This window comes from Staphylococcus sp. EG-SA-15 (assembly GCF_017151895.1).
In the GTDB taxonomy this organism is placed as follows: Bacteria; Bacillota; Bacilli; order Staphylococcales; family Staphylococcaceae; genus Staphylococcus; species Staphylococcus aureus.
The window spans coordinates 18,980-34,031 of the sequence record NZ_JACVZN010000010.1 but is presented as its reverse complement, the minus strand read 5'-3'; the positions used below and the strand labels follow the sequence as shown (position 1 = coordinate 34,031).

The 15,052-nt window shown below is 35.0% G+C and carries 18 protein-coding genes; all 18 read right to left on the bottom strand.

Annotated elements, in window-relative coordinates; all coding sequences use genetic code 11:
* Window positions 1-2: 2 nt before the first annotated feature.
* The 18 genes from atpG to rho all read right to left on the bottom strand — a co-directional run bounded on the left by atpG (window position 3) and on the right by rho (window position 14,996).
* Complete coding sequence (gene atpG / locus IDG64_RS06475) at window positions 3-869, bottom strand: ATP synthase F1 subunit gamma (RefSeq protein WP_000157603.1); 867 nt, start codon at window positions 867-869, stop codon at window positions 3-5.
* A gap of 30 nt (window positions 870-899) precedes the next feature.
* Window positions 900-2,408 carry a F0F1 ATP synthase subunit alpha gene (gene atpA / locus IDG64_RS06470; RefSeq protein ID WP_000974881.1) on the bottom strand — a complete coding sequence of 503 codons (1,509 nt, stop codon included), beginning with the start codon at window positions 2,406-2,408 and terminating at the stop codon, window positions 900-902.
* Window positions 2,409-2,429: 21 nt separating this feature from the next.
* Window positions 2,430-2,969: a F0F1 ATP synthase subunit delta gene (locus IDG64_RS06465; protein WP_000241344.1), complete on the bottom strand. Its 540-nt coding sequence runs from the start codon at window positions 2,967-2,969 to the stop codon at window positions 2,430-2,432.
* The gene (locus IDG64_RS06460) at window positions 2,969-3,490 is read right to left on the bottom strand and encodes a F0F1 ATP synthase subunit B (RefSeq protein WP_000140679.1); all 522 of its coding nucleotides are present in this window, start codon (window positions 3,488-3,490) and stop codon (window positions 2,969-2,971) included. Before IDG64_RS06460 ends, IDG64_RS06465 begins: the two co-directional genes overlap by 1 nt.
* 197 nt (window positions 3,491-3,687) lie before the next feature.
* Window positions 3,688-3,900 carry a F0F1 ATP synthase subunit C gene (gene atpE / locus IDG64_RS06455; protein WP_001048816.1) on the bottom strand — a complete coding sequence of 71 codons (213 nt, stop codon included), beginning with the start codon at window positions 3,898-3,900 and terminating at the stop codon, window positions 3,688-3,690.
* A 42-nt stretch (window positions 3,901-3,942) separates the two neighbouring features.
* Window positions 3,943-4,671 carry a F0F1 ATP synthase subunit A gene (gene atpB / locus IDG64_RS06450; RefSeq protein ID WP_000349655.1) on the bottom strand — a complete coding sequence of 243 codons (729 nt, stop codon included), beginning with the start codon at window positions 4,669-4,671 and terminating at the stop codon, window positions 3,943-3,945.
* A 20-nt stretch (window positions 4,672-4,691) separates the two neighbouring features.
* On the bottom strand, window positions 4,692-5,144 hold the full coding sequence (locus tag IDG64_RS06445; protein WP_001801792.1) for an ATP synthase subunit I: 453 nt from the start codon (window positions 5,142-5,144) through the stop codon (window positions 4,692-4,694).
* A 67-nt stretch (window positions 5,145-5,211) separates the two neighbouring features.
* The gene (gene wecB, locus IDG64_RS06440; RefSeq protein WP_000723418.1) at window positions 5,212-6,339 is read right to left on the bottom strand and encodes a non-hydrolyzing UDP-N-acetylglucosamine 2-epimerase; all 1,128 of its coding nucleotides are present in this window, start codon (window positions 6,337-6,339) and stop codon (window positions 5,212-5,214) included.
* A 23-nt stretch (window positions 6,340-6,362) separates the two neighbouring features.
* Window positions 6,363-6,992: a uracil phosphoribosyltransferase gene (gene upp, locus IDG64_RS06435; protein WP_000048712.1), complete on the bottom strand. Its 630-nt coding sequence runs from the start codon at window positions 6,990-6,992 to the stop codon at window positions 6,363-6,365.
* A 27-nt stretch (window positions 6,993-7,019) separates the two neighbouring features.
* Entirely contained in the window at window positions 7,020-8,258 is a 1,239-nt protein-coding gene (gene glyA / locus IDG64_RS06430) for a serine hydroxymethyltransferase (RefSeq protein WP_000120494.1), read from the bottom strand.
* A gap of 26 nt (window positions 8,259-8,284) precedes the next feature.
* Entirely contained in the window at window positions 8,285-8,809 is a 525-nt protein-coding gene (locus tag IDG64_RS06425; RefSeq protein WP_000654185.1) for a TIGR01440 family protein, read from the bottom strand.
* A 106-nt stretch (window positions 8,810-8,915) separates the two neighbouring features.
* Window positions 8,916-9,335, bottom strand: coding sequence for a low molecular weight protein arginine phosphatase (locus IDG64_RS06420; protein ID WP_000697334.1), 420 nt, complete (start codon window positions 9,333-9,335; stop codon window positions 8,916-8,918).
* A complete protein-coding gene (locus IDG64_RS06415) occupies window positions 9,332-10,378 on the bottom strand; it encodes an L-threonylcarbamoyladenylate synthase (protein WP_000379892.1) in 1,047 nt (348 codons plus the stop codon). The genes IDG64_RS06420 and IDG64_RS06415 overlap by 4 nt, the downstream gene beginning before the upstream one ends.
* Before the next feature lie 83 nt (window positions 10,379-10,461).
* A complete protein-coding gene (gene prmC, locus IDG64_RS06410) occupies window positions 10,462-11,298 on the bottom strand; it encodes a peptide chain release factor N(5)-glutamine methyltransferase (protein WP_000248735.1) in 837 nt (278 codons plus the stop codon).
* Window positions 11,285-12,361, bottom strand: a complete 1,077-nt coding sequence (prfA, locus tag IDG64_RS06405) for a peptide chain release factor 1 (RefSeq protein WP_000460242.1) — start codon at window positions 12,359-12,361, stop codon at window positions 11,285-11,287. The genes prmC and prfA overlap by 14 nt, the downstream gene beginning before the upstream one ends.
* Window positions 12,362-12,961 carry a thymidine kinase gene (locus IDG64_RS06400; protein WP_000273356.1) on the bottom strand — a complete coding sequence of 200 codons (600 nt, stop codon included), beginning with the start codon at window positions 12,959-12,961 and terminating at the stop codon, window positions 12,362-12,364. It abuts the gene before it with no gap.
* 346 nt (window positions 12,962-13,307) lie between these two features.
* A complete protein-coding gene (locus IDG64_RS06395; RefSeq protein ID WP_000808968.1) occupies window positions 13,308-13,562 on the bottom strand; it encodes a type B 50S ribosomal protein L31 in 255 nt (84 codons plus the stop codon).
* 117 nt (window positions 13,563-13,679) lie between these two features.
* Window positions 13,680-14,996, bottom strand: coding sequence for a transcription termination factor Rho (rho, locus tag IDG64_RS06390; protein WP_001115101.1), 1,317 nt, complete (start codon window positions 14,994-14,996; stop codon window positions 13,680-13,682).
* Window positions 14,997-15,052: the final 56 nt, after the last annotated feature.

Sequence of the window (15,052 nt, the reverse complement as noted above, 5' to 3'; positions counted from 1 at the left end):
TATTATTCAAGCGCTGCGGAACCACCAACAATTTCAGTAATTTGTTGCGTAATTTCTGCTTGTCTCGCTCTGTTATATTCTAATGATAAGTCATCAATAAGTTCAGTTGCATTATCAGTGGCATTTTTCATCGCAGTCATACGTGTTGCATGCTCACTTGCTTTTGCGTCTAATATTGTTCCGTAAATCAAACTCTCAACATATTGAGGCAAGATTACACTTAAGATAGATTCTTTATCTGGCTCAAATTCATAAGAAGACAAATGACCATGCCCCTTACTAGAATCCTCTTGAGATAATGGTAATACTTGTCTAGATGTAGGCTTGTTTTCAAGAACGCTGACATAATGACTATAGTATATATTTAATTCATCAATTTCTTCTTCACTGTATAAGTCTATAGCATGGTTAGCTAGTGCTTGAACAGATTTGAAAGAAGGTTGATCAGGTACGTCTACTTGAGAATACTCAATGTCATAACCTCTATTTTTTAGGAAATCAACACCTTGTTGCCCTAAAACTACAATACTGTATTCGCTACTATCTTGATGTTTCGCTTCAATATCAGTAATCAATTTTTTAAGCACGTTTGCACTATATGCACCTGCTAAACCTTTATCACTCGTGATAACTAAATATCCACTTCTAGTAATTTTACGAGGTCTTAGCATTGGATGGTTTGTATTGCTACTTGCCCCTGCAACTGCAGTAATTGCATCTTGCATTTTATCCATATATGGTGTGAATTGTTTTGTATTTTTTTCAGCTCTACGAAGTTTTGAACTTGATACCATGTTCATCGCTTTCGTAATCTGCTTCATTTTTTTGGTTGATTTTATTCGAGTATCTATTTCTTTAAGAGAAGCCACTATCTCACCACCTTATACTAAACTTGTTTATTATTCAGATTTGCTAAAGCTTTTTTTGAATTCGTTAATTGCTGTGTCAAACTTCTCAGCATCTGGTAAGCCACCAGTTTCTCTGATTTCATTTAACAGTTCAGTAGCATTTGATTCTGCCCAGTGGTTTAACTCGTCTTCAAAACGTGTGATATCTACAACTGGAATATCATCTAAATATCCTTTTGTTAATGCATAAATAATCAACACTTGGTGTTCAACTGGTAATGGTTTGTTTTGATCTTGTTTTAAGACTTCAACAGTACGTTTACCACGTTCTAATTTACTTGCAGTAAATTCATCAAGGTCTGAACCGAATTGTGCAAATGATTCAAGTTCTCTGTATGACGCTAAGTCAAGACGTAACGTACCAGCAACTTTCTTCATTGCTTTAATTTGTGCAGATCCACCAACACGAGATACAGATTGTCCGGCATTAATCGCTGGTCTTACACCTGAGAAGAATAAATCAGATTGTAAGAAGATTTGTCCATCTGTAATTGAAATAACGTTTGTTGGTACATAAGCTGAAATATCACCAGCTTGTGTTTCGATAATTGGTAATGCAGTAATTGAACCGCCACCTAAGTCATCGTTTAATTTTGCTGCTCTTTCTAATAATCTACTATGTAAGTAGAATACGTCACCTGGGTATGCTTCACGACCTGGAGGTCTACGTAATAATAATGATAACTCACGATAAGCTGCTGCTTGTTTAGTTAAATCATCATAAACGATTAAAACATGTTTACCGTTAAACATGAATTCTTCACCCATTGTTACACCTGAATATGGTGCAATATATAATAATGGAGAAGGTTCAGAAGCTGATGCTGCTACAACAATAGTGTAGTCTAAAGCGCCTGCTTGTCTTAACTTTTCAACATTTGCTCTTACTGTTGAATCTTTTTGACCAATAGCAACATAGATACAAATCGTACCTTGATCTTTTTGGTTCAAAATTGTGTCAATTGCAATTGTTGTTTTACCTGTTTGACGGTCACCAATGATTAACTCACGTTGACCTCTACCAATTGGTACTAAAGCATCAATTGCTTTGATACCTGTTTGTAATGGCTCATCTACTGATTTACGATCCATTACACCAGTAGCTTTTTTCTCTACTGGACGTGTTTTAGTTGTGTTAATCGGTCCTTGTCCATCAATAGGTTGTCCTAATGGATTAACAACTCTTCCGATTAGTTCTTCACCTACTGGCACTTCCATGATACGACCAGTACGTTTAACTTCGTCACCTTCAGTAATACCTGTATATGGTCCTAAAATAACCACACCCACGTTTGACTCTTCAAGGTTTTGGGCTAAACCAAGTACGCCGTTATGGAATTCTACTAGCTCACCAGCCATAACGTCATTTAATCCGTGAATTAATGCAATACCATCACCAATTTGTAATACAGTACCTACATCAGTTACGGACATTTCTGACTCATAATTTTCAATTTGTGAGCGAAGTAATGCACTGATTTCTTCAGCTTTTATGGCCATCTATGTCACTCCTCTTTATAATTAATTAACTCTTCTAAATTTTCTTTGTAATTGGACAAGATCATTTCTAACACTACCATCTAATACAGTTGTGCCGACTTTAACTCTAAATCCACCAATTAAATCTGGATTAATTTTTGTATCTACAATAACTTTAGATAACTTCGTTTGTTGAGTTACTAGTTTGACAATCTTATCTAACTCTTCTTGACTCAATTCATATGTTGACTCAATTGTTGCAAAATCTTGATTGTAGTGTCCGTTATATAAGCTTTGGAACGCCTTGAATACGTCAGCTATTAATGAGATATGTCTATTATCTGCTAACACGTACATCATATTTTTAATGTATGGATTAATGTCAGTAAATACACCATTAATCAACTCACGACGTTGTTCTGCTGTTTGAGTTGGATTACTGTCAACCATTTTCAATTGCTCAATTTTATCTTTTACTGCTTCATTTATAACTGTTAATTCTTCATTAATAGTCTCTAAATTATTTGTATCTAATGACACGTCAAATAATGCTTTAGCATACTTGTTAGCTACTTTTACCATTATTTATCGCCTGCCTCTTTTAGATACTTGTCAACCAATGCTTTTTGGTCTTGTTCAGAAATTTCTTTTCTAAGAACTTTAGAAGCAATTAACACTGATAGTTCAGATACTTGATTATTAATATCTGCAATGGCACGTTCTTTTTGGCTATTGATTTCACTTTGTGCTGTTTCAATCATACCGTTTGCACGTACGTTTGCTTCATGAATAATTTGTTCTTGCTGTTGACGTGCTTGAACCTTAGCATCTTCTAAAATCTTTTGAACTTCTTCTTGTGTTTCTTTAAGTTTTTGTTTATTTTCTTCTTCAAGTTTCTGTGCATTTAACTTAGCTTGTTCTGCGTCATCGATATCTCTGTTAATATCTCTTTCACGTTTATCCATTACATCTTTCAATGGACCCCATGCGAACTTTTTAAGTAACGCAAGTAACACGATGAAAGTTAGGACCTGTACAATCACAGTACCCCACTCAACGCCTCCAGCTGCACCAAGAACGAATAAGTTAGCTGTTTCAGTCACGGGTTCATGACACTCCTTTCATTAAAATAATCGCTAGTGTTATATAGAAAAAAACGACGAGGTTAGGACCTACTGAATTTATGCGATAGGCATGGTGCATTCATATCTCAACTATTTAATAAAGTTCAAAGATATTACTATATATGCATCATGAATTATGTCCTATGCGCTTTGTCCCGACCTCTTTTATCTGTTAATTATCCAGCAAATGTCATGAATGCAATTACTACACCGATGATAGGTAATGCCTCAACTAAACCTACACCAATGAACATGATACCCATTAATTGACCACGTGCTTCTGGTTGACGTGCTACACCTTCAACTGTTCTTGAAACGATTAAACCGTTACCGATACCTGCTCCTAATGCTGATAAACCAATTGCGATTGCTGCTGCGATTAAATTCATAATTTAATTTCCTCCTGTGATTGTATATAATTATTGAAATTTTTAGTGTTCATCTGCCACTTTATGTGACATATAAACCATCGAAAGCATAATAAAGATATATGCTTGGATTGTTCCTACAAATATTGAAAATGCTTGCCAAACAATTAATCCTGGGATACTAATAATCCAACCCCATGCTGGTTCGTTAAAGAATAAGCCAGCAAGTAATGTTAATAGTATCTCACCTGCAAATATGTTACCGTACAAACGCAGACCAAGCGTTAATGTTGAAGTGAACTCTTCGAAAACATTAATAATTGCCAATGGCCAAAACGGCTGTACATAACCTTTAAGATATTGTTTCGTACCACGCATTTTTATTCCATAAAAGTGAGTTAACAGTATTATCGTTGTAGACAACGTTAAAGTCACTGTTGCATCAGCTGTTGGTGATTTCCACCACAATGTGTGATCTTTCGTTACTATAGAAAACGGAAGACCTAACATATTAGCTATAAAAATGTACAGAATCAGCGTTACTGCTAAGAAGTGGAATTGACCACCTTTTTTCCAAGCCATGTTACCTTCAATGATTCCCCTCACGAAATCAAAAATCCATTCAACGAAATTTTGTTTGCCAGTTGGTCTTTTTTTCAAATTACGCGTACAAATGATAGCAAGTAGAAAAACAAGAAACGCCGTAACAAGTATCATCAATATACTTGATAAATTGAAAACGATATCAAAACCGAATAAATTCCAACTCACGAGCGGGGATTTGTGATCCATAATCTCACCTCTTTCTTAATTTATTTGCTCACCTTTAGTAAAGGACGTATGATAACTACAACATATGAAATCATTAAACCAATAATTATACCGATGATACTTACATGCGCTTTATTAAGGTACCAAATCATACAGGCAATAATTGCAACTAAGTATCGCCACATATTTCCAGTTGAAATATGCATAGTGTCTGGTCTTTTAGCTTTAGCTAAATAGCATTCAAAAATACATGTGTTGATTGCAGAACCAGTAACACCAATGATTAATCCTAAGATAAATGCATGGTGTGTATAAAGGTATAATCCTCCCAATATTATTATTAGATAAAAATAATATTGAATGAACTGTTTAAAAATGTTGTAGAAACGACTCATTTTATATGCCTCCGTGTGACTGATATCAATCATGAAAACCGTTCCACTCATACAAACTAAATGATAATATAGGCGATTTGTGGTGTCAATTCTATTCAAATTGTTGTAAAAAAATAAGCATAGTTAGACACAATTTAGACACAATTAGACAAAAAGTCTATTTTCCTCAGAAATCGCTTGGTTTTTCAGTGATTAAATTCAAATAATACTTAATATGATTAACTATTCTTTCTGAAGCAAATCCATCACCGTAAGGATTAGATGCTTCAGACATTTGATGATATAATCTCTCATCATCGATTAATTCTTTTGCAGCTTGATACACATTTTGCTTATTTGTTCCAATGACTTTTAATGTGCCAGCTTCAACACCTTCAGGACGTTCTGTAACGCTTCGCAAAACTAAAACTGGCTTATTAAATGATGGCGCTTCTTCCTGAATTCCACCTGAATCTGTCAAAATAAAATAAGATTTTTTAGCAAAATTATGGAAATCTACTACGTCCAAAGGTTCAATCAATTCAATTCTGTCATGACTACCTAAAATCTTTTGAGCCACCTCTCGAACTTTCGGGTTTTTATGCATTGGATATACCAGTGCTAAATCAGTATACTCATCTATTAAGCGTCTAACCGCTTTAAATATATTTTCCATGGGTTTCCCGATATTTTCTCGTCGGTGTGCTGTCATAAGAATGAATTTTTTGTCATGGTATTTATCCATGATGTTAGATTTATAATTGTCATCAACTGTATATTTCATAGCATCAATCGCTGTATTACCAGTGACAACAACACTTTCTGAATATTTCCCTTCACTTAACAAATGCGATGCAGCATTTTTAGTAGGTGCAAAATGTAAGTCAGCTAATACACCAACTAATTGTCTATTCACCTCTTCTGGAAAAGGTGAATATTTATCATAACTTCTAAGCCCTGCTTCAACGTGTCCAATCGGCACTTGGTTATAAAATGCCGCTAAACCACCTGCAAATGTCGTCATCGTATCACCATGTACAAGTACCATGTCTGGTTTTTCTAATTGAATCACTTGCTCTAATTGAGTGATTGATTTAGAAGTTATCTCAGAAAGTGTCTGTCCTGATTTCATAATATTCAAATCGTATTTTGGTTTGATTTCAAAGGTACTTAATACTGAATCAAGCATTTCTCTATGCTGTGCTGTAACAACAACAATTGGCTCGAGCATTTTTTCTTGTTCCAAAGCTTTAACTAAAGGAGCCATCTTTATGGCTTCGGGTCTTGTTCCAAATATGGTCATAATCTTTTTCATCAAACTACTTATCTCCGATTCTTCTATTTAGTACCAAACAATCTATCTCCAGCGTCGCCTAACCCTGGTGTGATATATGCTTTATCATTTAGCTTTTCATCAAGTGCAGCAATATAAATATCTACATCTGGATGTGCTTCATGCATCTTTTCTACGCCTTCTGGTGCTGCAATTAAACACATGAAGCGAATATTTTTAGCGCCACGTTTCTTCAATGAAGTAATAGCTTCAATTGCTGATGCGCCTGTTGCTAACATAGGATCAACAACAATGATTTGTCTTTCAGTAATATCTTGAGGTAACTTAGCAAAATACTCTACAGCCTTTAATGTTTCGGGATCTCGATACAAACCGATATGTCCAACTCTGGCTGCAGGCACTAAACTTAAAATACCATCAGTCATACCTAAACCAGCTCTTAAAATTGGAACGATAGCTAATTTTTTACCAGCTAATCGTTTAGCCGTCATTTTAGTTACAGGCGTTTCAATATCAACATCCTGAAGCTCTAAGTCTCTAGTTACTTCATATGCCATCAACATACCAACTTCGTCTACAAGTTCTCTAAATTCTTTAGTACCTGTATTTACATCTCTAATATAGCTTAGTTTGTGTTGAATTAATGGATGATCGAAAACGTGTACTTTACTCATAAAAATTACTCCTATCTTTGTGTATGTTTATTGATATAGAGGATATTCAGCTGTTAATTTCGCAACGCGTTCTTTAGCTTGTTGTAATTTTTCTTCATCTTTACTATTTTTCAATGCTAAACTGATGATTTTTGCAACTTCCTCAAAAGCTTTTTCATCAAATCCACGCGTTGTTGCAGCAGGTGTACCTAAACGTATACCACTCGTTACAAAAGGTTTTTCTTGATCGAACGGAATGGTATTTTTGTTACATGTGATACCAACTGAATCTAAAGTCTCTTCAGCTTCTTTACCAGTAAGTCCTATAGACCCTTTTACATCAACAGCTACTAAGTGATTATCTGTACCGCCAGAAACAATTCTAAATCCTTCATTAATTAATGCTTCTGCCAGAACTTTTGCGTTTTTAACCACTTGTTGTTGATACGTTTTGAAATTATTTTCTAACGCTTCTCCAAAAGCAACTGCTTTTGCTGCAATAACATGCTCAAGAGGTCCACCTTGAATACCAGGGAAAATTGTTTTATCTATGTCTTTTTTATATTCTTCCTTACATAAAATCATACCACCACGTGGTCCGCGTAATGTTTTGTGTGTTGTAGTTGTTACAAAATCAGCATATTCTACTGGATTTGGATGTAAACCTGCCGCTACTAATCCTGCAATATGTGCCATGTCTACCATTAACTTAGCGTTTACTTCATCTGCGATTTCTTTAAACTTTTTGAAGTCAATTGTTCTTGAATATGCTGATGCTCCTGCCACAATAAGCTTAGGCTTATGCTCTAACGCTAATTTACGAACTTCATCATAATTGATTCGTTCTGTGTCTTTATCTACTCCATATTCAACGAAATTGTAGAATTTACCACTAAAATTAACAGGCGCTCCATGTGTCAAGTGACCACCATGACTCAAATTCATACCTAAAACTGTGTCGCCCATTTCTAATGCAACTAAGTAAACAGCCATGTTCGCTTGTGAACCTGAATGTGGTTGAACATTGACATGTTCAGCTCCAAACAATGCTTTAGCACGATCAATTGCGATGCTTTCAGTAACATCTACAAACTCACAGCCACCATAATATCGGCGTCCTGGATAGCCTTCAGCATACTTATTAGTCAACACTGAACCTTGTGCTTCCATAACCGCTTCCGATACAAAATTTTCCGATGCGATTAACTCTATGTTGCTATTTTGTCTCTGAAATTCTCTCTCGATTGCTTCTGCGATAACTTTATCTTGCTTGGTGATATAAGACATAAAATCTCCCCTTCTTTCAAAAAAACTTATTGGTATTTAGCACGTTCGCCACCAATCTTTTTCGGCCTAGATGTGGCAATAGTTACAATTGCCTGTCCTACTTGCTTTACTGAAGTCCTTACAGGTACACATACATGTTTAATATGCATGCCTATTAACGTTTGACCAATATCAATTCCACAAGGAACAGTAATATGTTCGACCACGATCGGATCCTTCATATGCTGAAAAGCGTATGTTGCCAAACTCCCTCCAGCATGGACATCTGGAACGACGGAAACTTCTTCCATTGTTAATGGATTATACTGAGATTTTTCTATTGTTATCGCTCTGTTGATATGTTCACATCCTTGAAAAGCAAAAGTAACGCCTGTCTCTTTACTCACAACATCTAATGCATTAAAAATAGTTTCTGCAACTTCCATCGAACCGACAGTCCCTATTTTTTCGCCAATGACTTCCGATGTTGAACATCCAATTAAACATATATCTCCTTTATTAAAAAAGGACATATCTTTTAATTCGTCTAATAACATTGTCAAATCTTTCATAAAAGCCCACCCTTCCTAAAAATAAAAAAGGAATATAGCAAAGTGCTACACTCCTCTATTATAACTTATTTAACTGTTAACATATACTAATTATACAGAATTCCTACTAGCAAATAATATCTTTTAATTTTAAAATTAAACTTACAAGTTCTTCATAGGTATGTACATACATTTCTTTTGTTCCACCGTATGGATCTATAACTTCTCCTGCTTCTTTTACATATTCATGCAATGTGAAAACATGATTTTGCAAACCAAAGTGTGCCTCTATTAATTCTTTGTGCGAATACGACATCGTCAAAATAATATCTGCTTTCAAATCTGCTTCAGTAAATTGTTGCGATAAGGTCGTTTCAGCTAAATGATGTTCTTCAACTAAGTCTTCAACATAATTCGAAACACCTTGATTGTTCACAGCGAATATACCTCTTGATTCAAATTGATGATTTGGCATAACCTCTTTTGCAATACTTTCCGCTAATGGGCTACGACATGTGTTACCTGTACAAACGAATAAAATCTTCATAGTTCACATCCTTTAATAATGTGATTACCTGCAGCTTTTAACATGCGATTCATAATTGCTTCTGTATTATCATTCAGCTCAAAGCCGTATATATACGCCGCTGAAATATTTTCATTTTCATCAAGTGAATGTAACACATCATAAAGATTATGACTTGCTTGTTTAACATCATTGTCATCCTGACATAATTGAATGAATTGCGCTTCACTTGGTATAAACGCCACCTTATTACTCGGCACAATAAAAGCTATAGAAGACCAATCTTTACCGTCATTTCCAATTTTGCTCTCAATATCTGTAATAATTGTAAGTGGTGTATTGGGTGAGTAATGCTTATACTTCATACCTGGTGCAATTGGCTGTTCAGTATCATTATAATCAGCATGGGCGATACTATTCGGAAGTATTTCTGTAATCATTGCTGCTGTTATAGAACCAGGTCTTGCAATTTTATAAGGAAAAGATGTGCAATCTAAAACCGTACTTTCTAATCCTTCTTCACTTTGTTCAGCTTGAACAATACCATCGATACGGCCATTCAAATCTTGATATACATGATTGAAAGTTGTTGGTGAAGGTCTACCACTTAAATTAGCACTTGGAGCAGCTAGAGGTTCATTTATGATTTGTAATAATTGTCTACCTACAGAATGGCTTGGCATTCTAACAGCAACTGATGATAAACCTCCAGAAACTTTTCGACATAGATAGCCTGGCTTTAACGGCAATATAAACGAAATAGGGCCCGGCCAGAATGCCTGCATTAACTTTTCTACGCGTGGATCCAAAGTATATGTAAAATCTTTTAATTGACCTTTACTGTGTATATGAACAATAAGCGGATTGTCAGATGGACGGCCTTTAGCTTCATATATTTTAGCTACAGCTTCTTCATCTGTCGCATTTGCTGCAAGTCCATAAACTGTTTCAGTTGGTAAACCTATTAAACCACCGTTTAAAACAATGTCTTTTATTTCATTAATTTTAGGATATTGCTGTAAATCTTCATTATATTCTCTAACATCCCAAATTTTAGTATCCAACTTAATCACGCCTTTCTTATTTATCATAATATAAAGCAAAAAGCTATGCACTTAACTAATCATAGCAAAGGCATAACTTCTAATTACCATTTAAATGAGACGATTCGATCGTGGCCATTTATATCTTTAATAATGTCGATTTTTTTGTCAGGAAATTTATTTAAAATTATTGATTTAAGTGCCTCACCTTGATTGTAACCAATTTCAAAAACAACTGGGCTGCCTTTTTCCATAACGTGAGGTAAATCTTCAATGATTGATTCATAAATAGCATATCCATGGTTATCTGCAAACAATGCCTGATGTGGTTCGAATCTCGTAACCGTTGGAGACATCGTAACCATATCTTTTTCATCTATATATGGTGGATTAGATATCAAGCCGTTCAACTTGATACCTTCATTAATTAAGGGCTTTAATGCATCCCCTGTTAAAAATTGTATTTGTGATTGATGCTTCTCAGCATTATTACGAGCCATATTCATTGCTTCAAGTGAAATATCAGTAGCAATAACATTTAAATCCGGCTTTTCACATTTCAAAGTAATTGCAAGTACACCACTACCCGTTCCGATATCTACGATTGTTGCATCATCTTCTAACTGTTGTAAGAAATGCAACATTACTTCTTCAGTTTCAGGTCTTGGTATCAAACAATTTGAGTTTACATCAAACGTTCTACCATAAAATGAGGCAAAGCCAACTATATACTGTATAGGCTCTCCTAATAACATACGTTGTAATGCTAAGTCGAACTTCATAATCATCGCTTTCGGCATATCATCATGCATGTGGACTACAAAGTCCGTACGCGTCCATTGAAATACATCTAACATTAACCATTCAGCTCGTGTTTGTTCAAACCCTTTTTGTTGTGTTAAATGAATTGCTTCATCTAACTTTTCTTTATAATTCACCATTATTAAGTTCTTTCAATTTATCTGTCTGCTCTGATAAAGTCAGTGCATCTATAATTTCTTCTAAATGGCCTTCCATAATTTGCCCTAATTTTTGAAGCGTTAGACCTATACGATGGTCTGTTACACGGCTTTGTGGATAATTATAAGTTCGAATACGTTCTGAACGATCACCAGTACCGACTGCTGATTTACGTTGTGACGCATACTTTTGTTGTTCTTCTTGAACTTTCATATCGTATAAACGTGCTTTTAACACTTTCATTGCTTTTTCACGGTTTTGAATTTGAGACTTCTCAGAAGATGTTGCAATGACACCAGTTGGTAAATGGGTAATACGTACTGCAGAGTCAGTTGTGTTTACGTGCTGACCACCTGCACCACTTGAACGATACGTGTCGATTTTTAAATCTTCATTTCTAATTTCAATTTCTACATCTTCAACTTCTGGTAAAACTGCCACTGTAGCTGTTGAAGTATGAATACGTCCACCTGATTCTGTTTCAGGCACACGTTGAACGCGGTGCGCACCATTTTCAAATTTCAATTTACTATACGCGCCATTACCAGAAACTGAGAAACTAATTTCTTTGTAACCACCATGGTCACTTTCAGACGCTTCTACTATTTCAGTTTTGAATCCTTGTGATTCAGCATACTTTGAATACATACGCATTAAATCACCAGCAAAAATCGCAGCCTCATCACCACCTGCTGCTGCTCTTATTTCTACAATAACGTCTTTGTCATCATTAGGATCTTTAGGAATCAATAATATTTTAAGCTCTTCTTCAAGATTTGGAAGTTCAGCTTTAATACCATTACTCTCCTCTTTTAACATTTCTACTTCTTCTTTATCATCAGTCTCACTTAACATTTCTTCAATATCAGCTAATTCTTCTTTTTTAGCTTTATAGTTACGATAAACATCTACAGTTTTTTGTAAATCAGCTTGCTCTTTAGAATATTTACGTAATTTATCTGAATCATTTACAACATCTGGGTCACTTAACAGTTCATTTAACTGTTCGTATCTTTCTTCTACAATATCTAATTGATCAAACACTTATAATTCCTCCTTATTATTATCACTAGGTGCTACGATATGGTGCGCGCGACAACGTGGCTCATAACTTTCATTGGCACCTACTAAGATAATCGGATCATCGATTTTAGCTGGTTTACCATTTATTAATCGTTGCGTTCTACTAGATGAAGAACCACAAACAGCACAAACTGCTTGAAGTTTCGTTACTTGTTCACTGACAGCCATCAATTTAGGCATTGGTTCGAACGGTTCGCCCCTAAAATCCATATCTAATCCAGCAACAATAACACGGTGTCCATCTGCTGATAGTTTTTCTACTATACTTACAATTTCATCGTCAAAAAATTGCACTTCGTCTATTCCTATAACATCAACATTAGTTAAGTCGTGCGTCATAATTTCACTTGCTTTAGAAATATTAATCGCTTCAATGGCATTACCATTATGAGAGACCACTTTTTCTTTATGATATCGATCATCAATCGCCGGTTTAAATACAACGACTTTTTGTTTAGCGTATATACCCCTTCTCAGACGTCTTATTAGTTCTTCGGATTTACCGCTAAACATACTACCTGTAATACATTCTATCCAACCGGAATGGTAAGTTTCATACATTGAGAGTTCCACCTTTTTCAAAACATAATCGCTTTATTATATCATATTTCAAATATTCATAAATGTCTTTTTCATAATTATATCGATATTGTACATGAACAATTATTTTATAAATTTGTCTTGCATATTTATATACAGCTATTCTAATTTGTTGCTTCTTATTCGTGCGGTGTTTCTACTCAATACAAACTTTAATAAAGGGGGGAATTTATCATTATGTATTAACAACATGGTATTGAGTCACTTCTTTGAACACAGTCGTAAGTATATACCCTTACTACGCTTATAAATAAAAAAGCTGTCTACAATTCCATTATAGGATGCAGACAGCTTAACGATTACTATATTAGTTGTTTGATTTAAGACCAAACTTTTTGTTGAAACGTTCCACACGTCCATCCGCAGCAGCGAATTTTTGACGTCCAGTGTAGAATGGATGTGAATCAGATGAAATATCTAAACGAATAACTGGGTATTCTTTTCCATCTTCCCACTCCATCATTTCTGAAGATGTTTTTGTAGAACCGCTTAAGAATTTGAAGTTTGTAGTAGTATCTAAAAAGATTACTTGGTGATACTCAGGATGAATTCCTTGTTTCATTATTTTCAGCTCCTTTGCCCTGAACCATCTGGAACAGAGTTATTTGTGAGTTTTTACCCAATACTGTGTAATTATAAAGGTAATTAATTCAAAACGCAAGCCCCTATATAATGTTTATTAAATTATAGGTCGACCCGTTTTAGTACTTTCTTCTGCAGACTTTTGTAGCTGCTTGAAGAAATCTTCATTATTCTTAGACCTTTTAAGTTTGCGAATAAATCTTTCAGTAAAGTCAGTTGAGTCAGTGAATAGATTTCTTAATTGCCATAATGTGTCTAATTCAGATTTACTTATCAACAATTCTTCTTTACGCGTTGAACTTCTGCCAATATCAATTGCAGGGAAGATACGACGTTCAGACAATTTACGATCTAAATGTAACTCCATGTTACCTGTTCCTTTAAATTCTTCGTAAATCATATCGTCCATACGTGAACCCGTATCAACTAATGCAGTTGCAAGTATTGTTAAACTTCCACCCGCTTCAATATTTCTCGCTGCACCGAAGAATGCTTTTGGTTTGTGTAAAGATGCAGGATCTAAACCACCTGATAATGTACGACCACTTGGTGGAATAACTAAGTTATAAGCGCGTGCTAATCTCGTTATAGAATCCATTAAAATAATGACATCTTCCCCAATTTCTACTAAACGCTTTGCACGTTCAAGTAATAATTCAGCTACTTTAACATGGTGTTCTGGTGGTTCGTCAAACGTTGAATGAACGACTTCAGCAGCTTCTACTGAGCGTTCTAAATCTGTTACCTCTTCAGGACGCTCGCCAACTAACAAAATAAATAGCTTTGCATCTGGTTTGTTCGTACTGATTGCATTCGCTATTTCTTTTAATAACGATGTTTTACCTGCTTTAGGTGGCGCCACTATTAAACCACGTTGACCTAAACCAATCGGTGTTACTAAATCCATGATGCGCGTTGAATAATTTTGTGTTTCTGTCTCTAATTTAATACGCTCATCTGGATAAAGTGGTGTCAAAGCTTGGAAATGCGGACGTTTCTTCACTTCTTCTGCGTTATGGTCATTGACAAAGTCAACTTGTAATAAGCCATAATATTTTTCGTTATCTTTAGGTTTTCTAACTTTCCCAGTTACTTTATCCCCACGTTTAATTTCAAAACGACGAATTTGGCTAGCAGATATATAAATATCTTTTTCCCCTTTAGAATAGTTCACTGTTCTTAAAAAACCATAACCATCTGGTTGTATATCATCTAAGATACCTTCCATATAATAGTTACCATCTTTTTCCATTTGTGCTTCCATAATAGCTAGAACAAGTTCTTTTTTATTTAATTTACTATAGTTCGTCAACTTAAGAGTTTTAGCTTTTTGAGTGAGTTCCTTGGTAGTATAGTTCTTGTACAATTCGTGGAATGATTCATACTGAGGAGATGTACGTTCTCTTTCAGGCATATAGTTTACACCCATTTCATTATTTTTTAGTTAGTAAGTAATAGATAGGCATGACA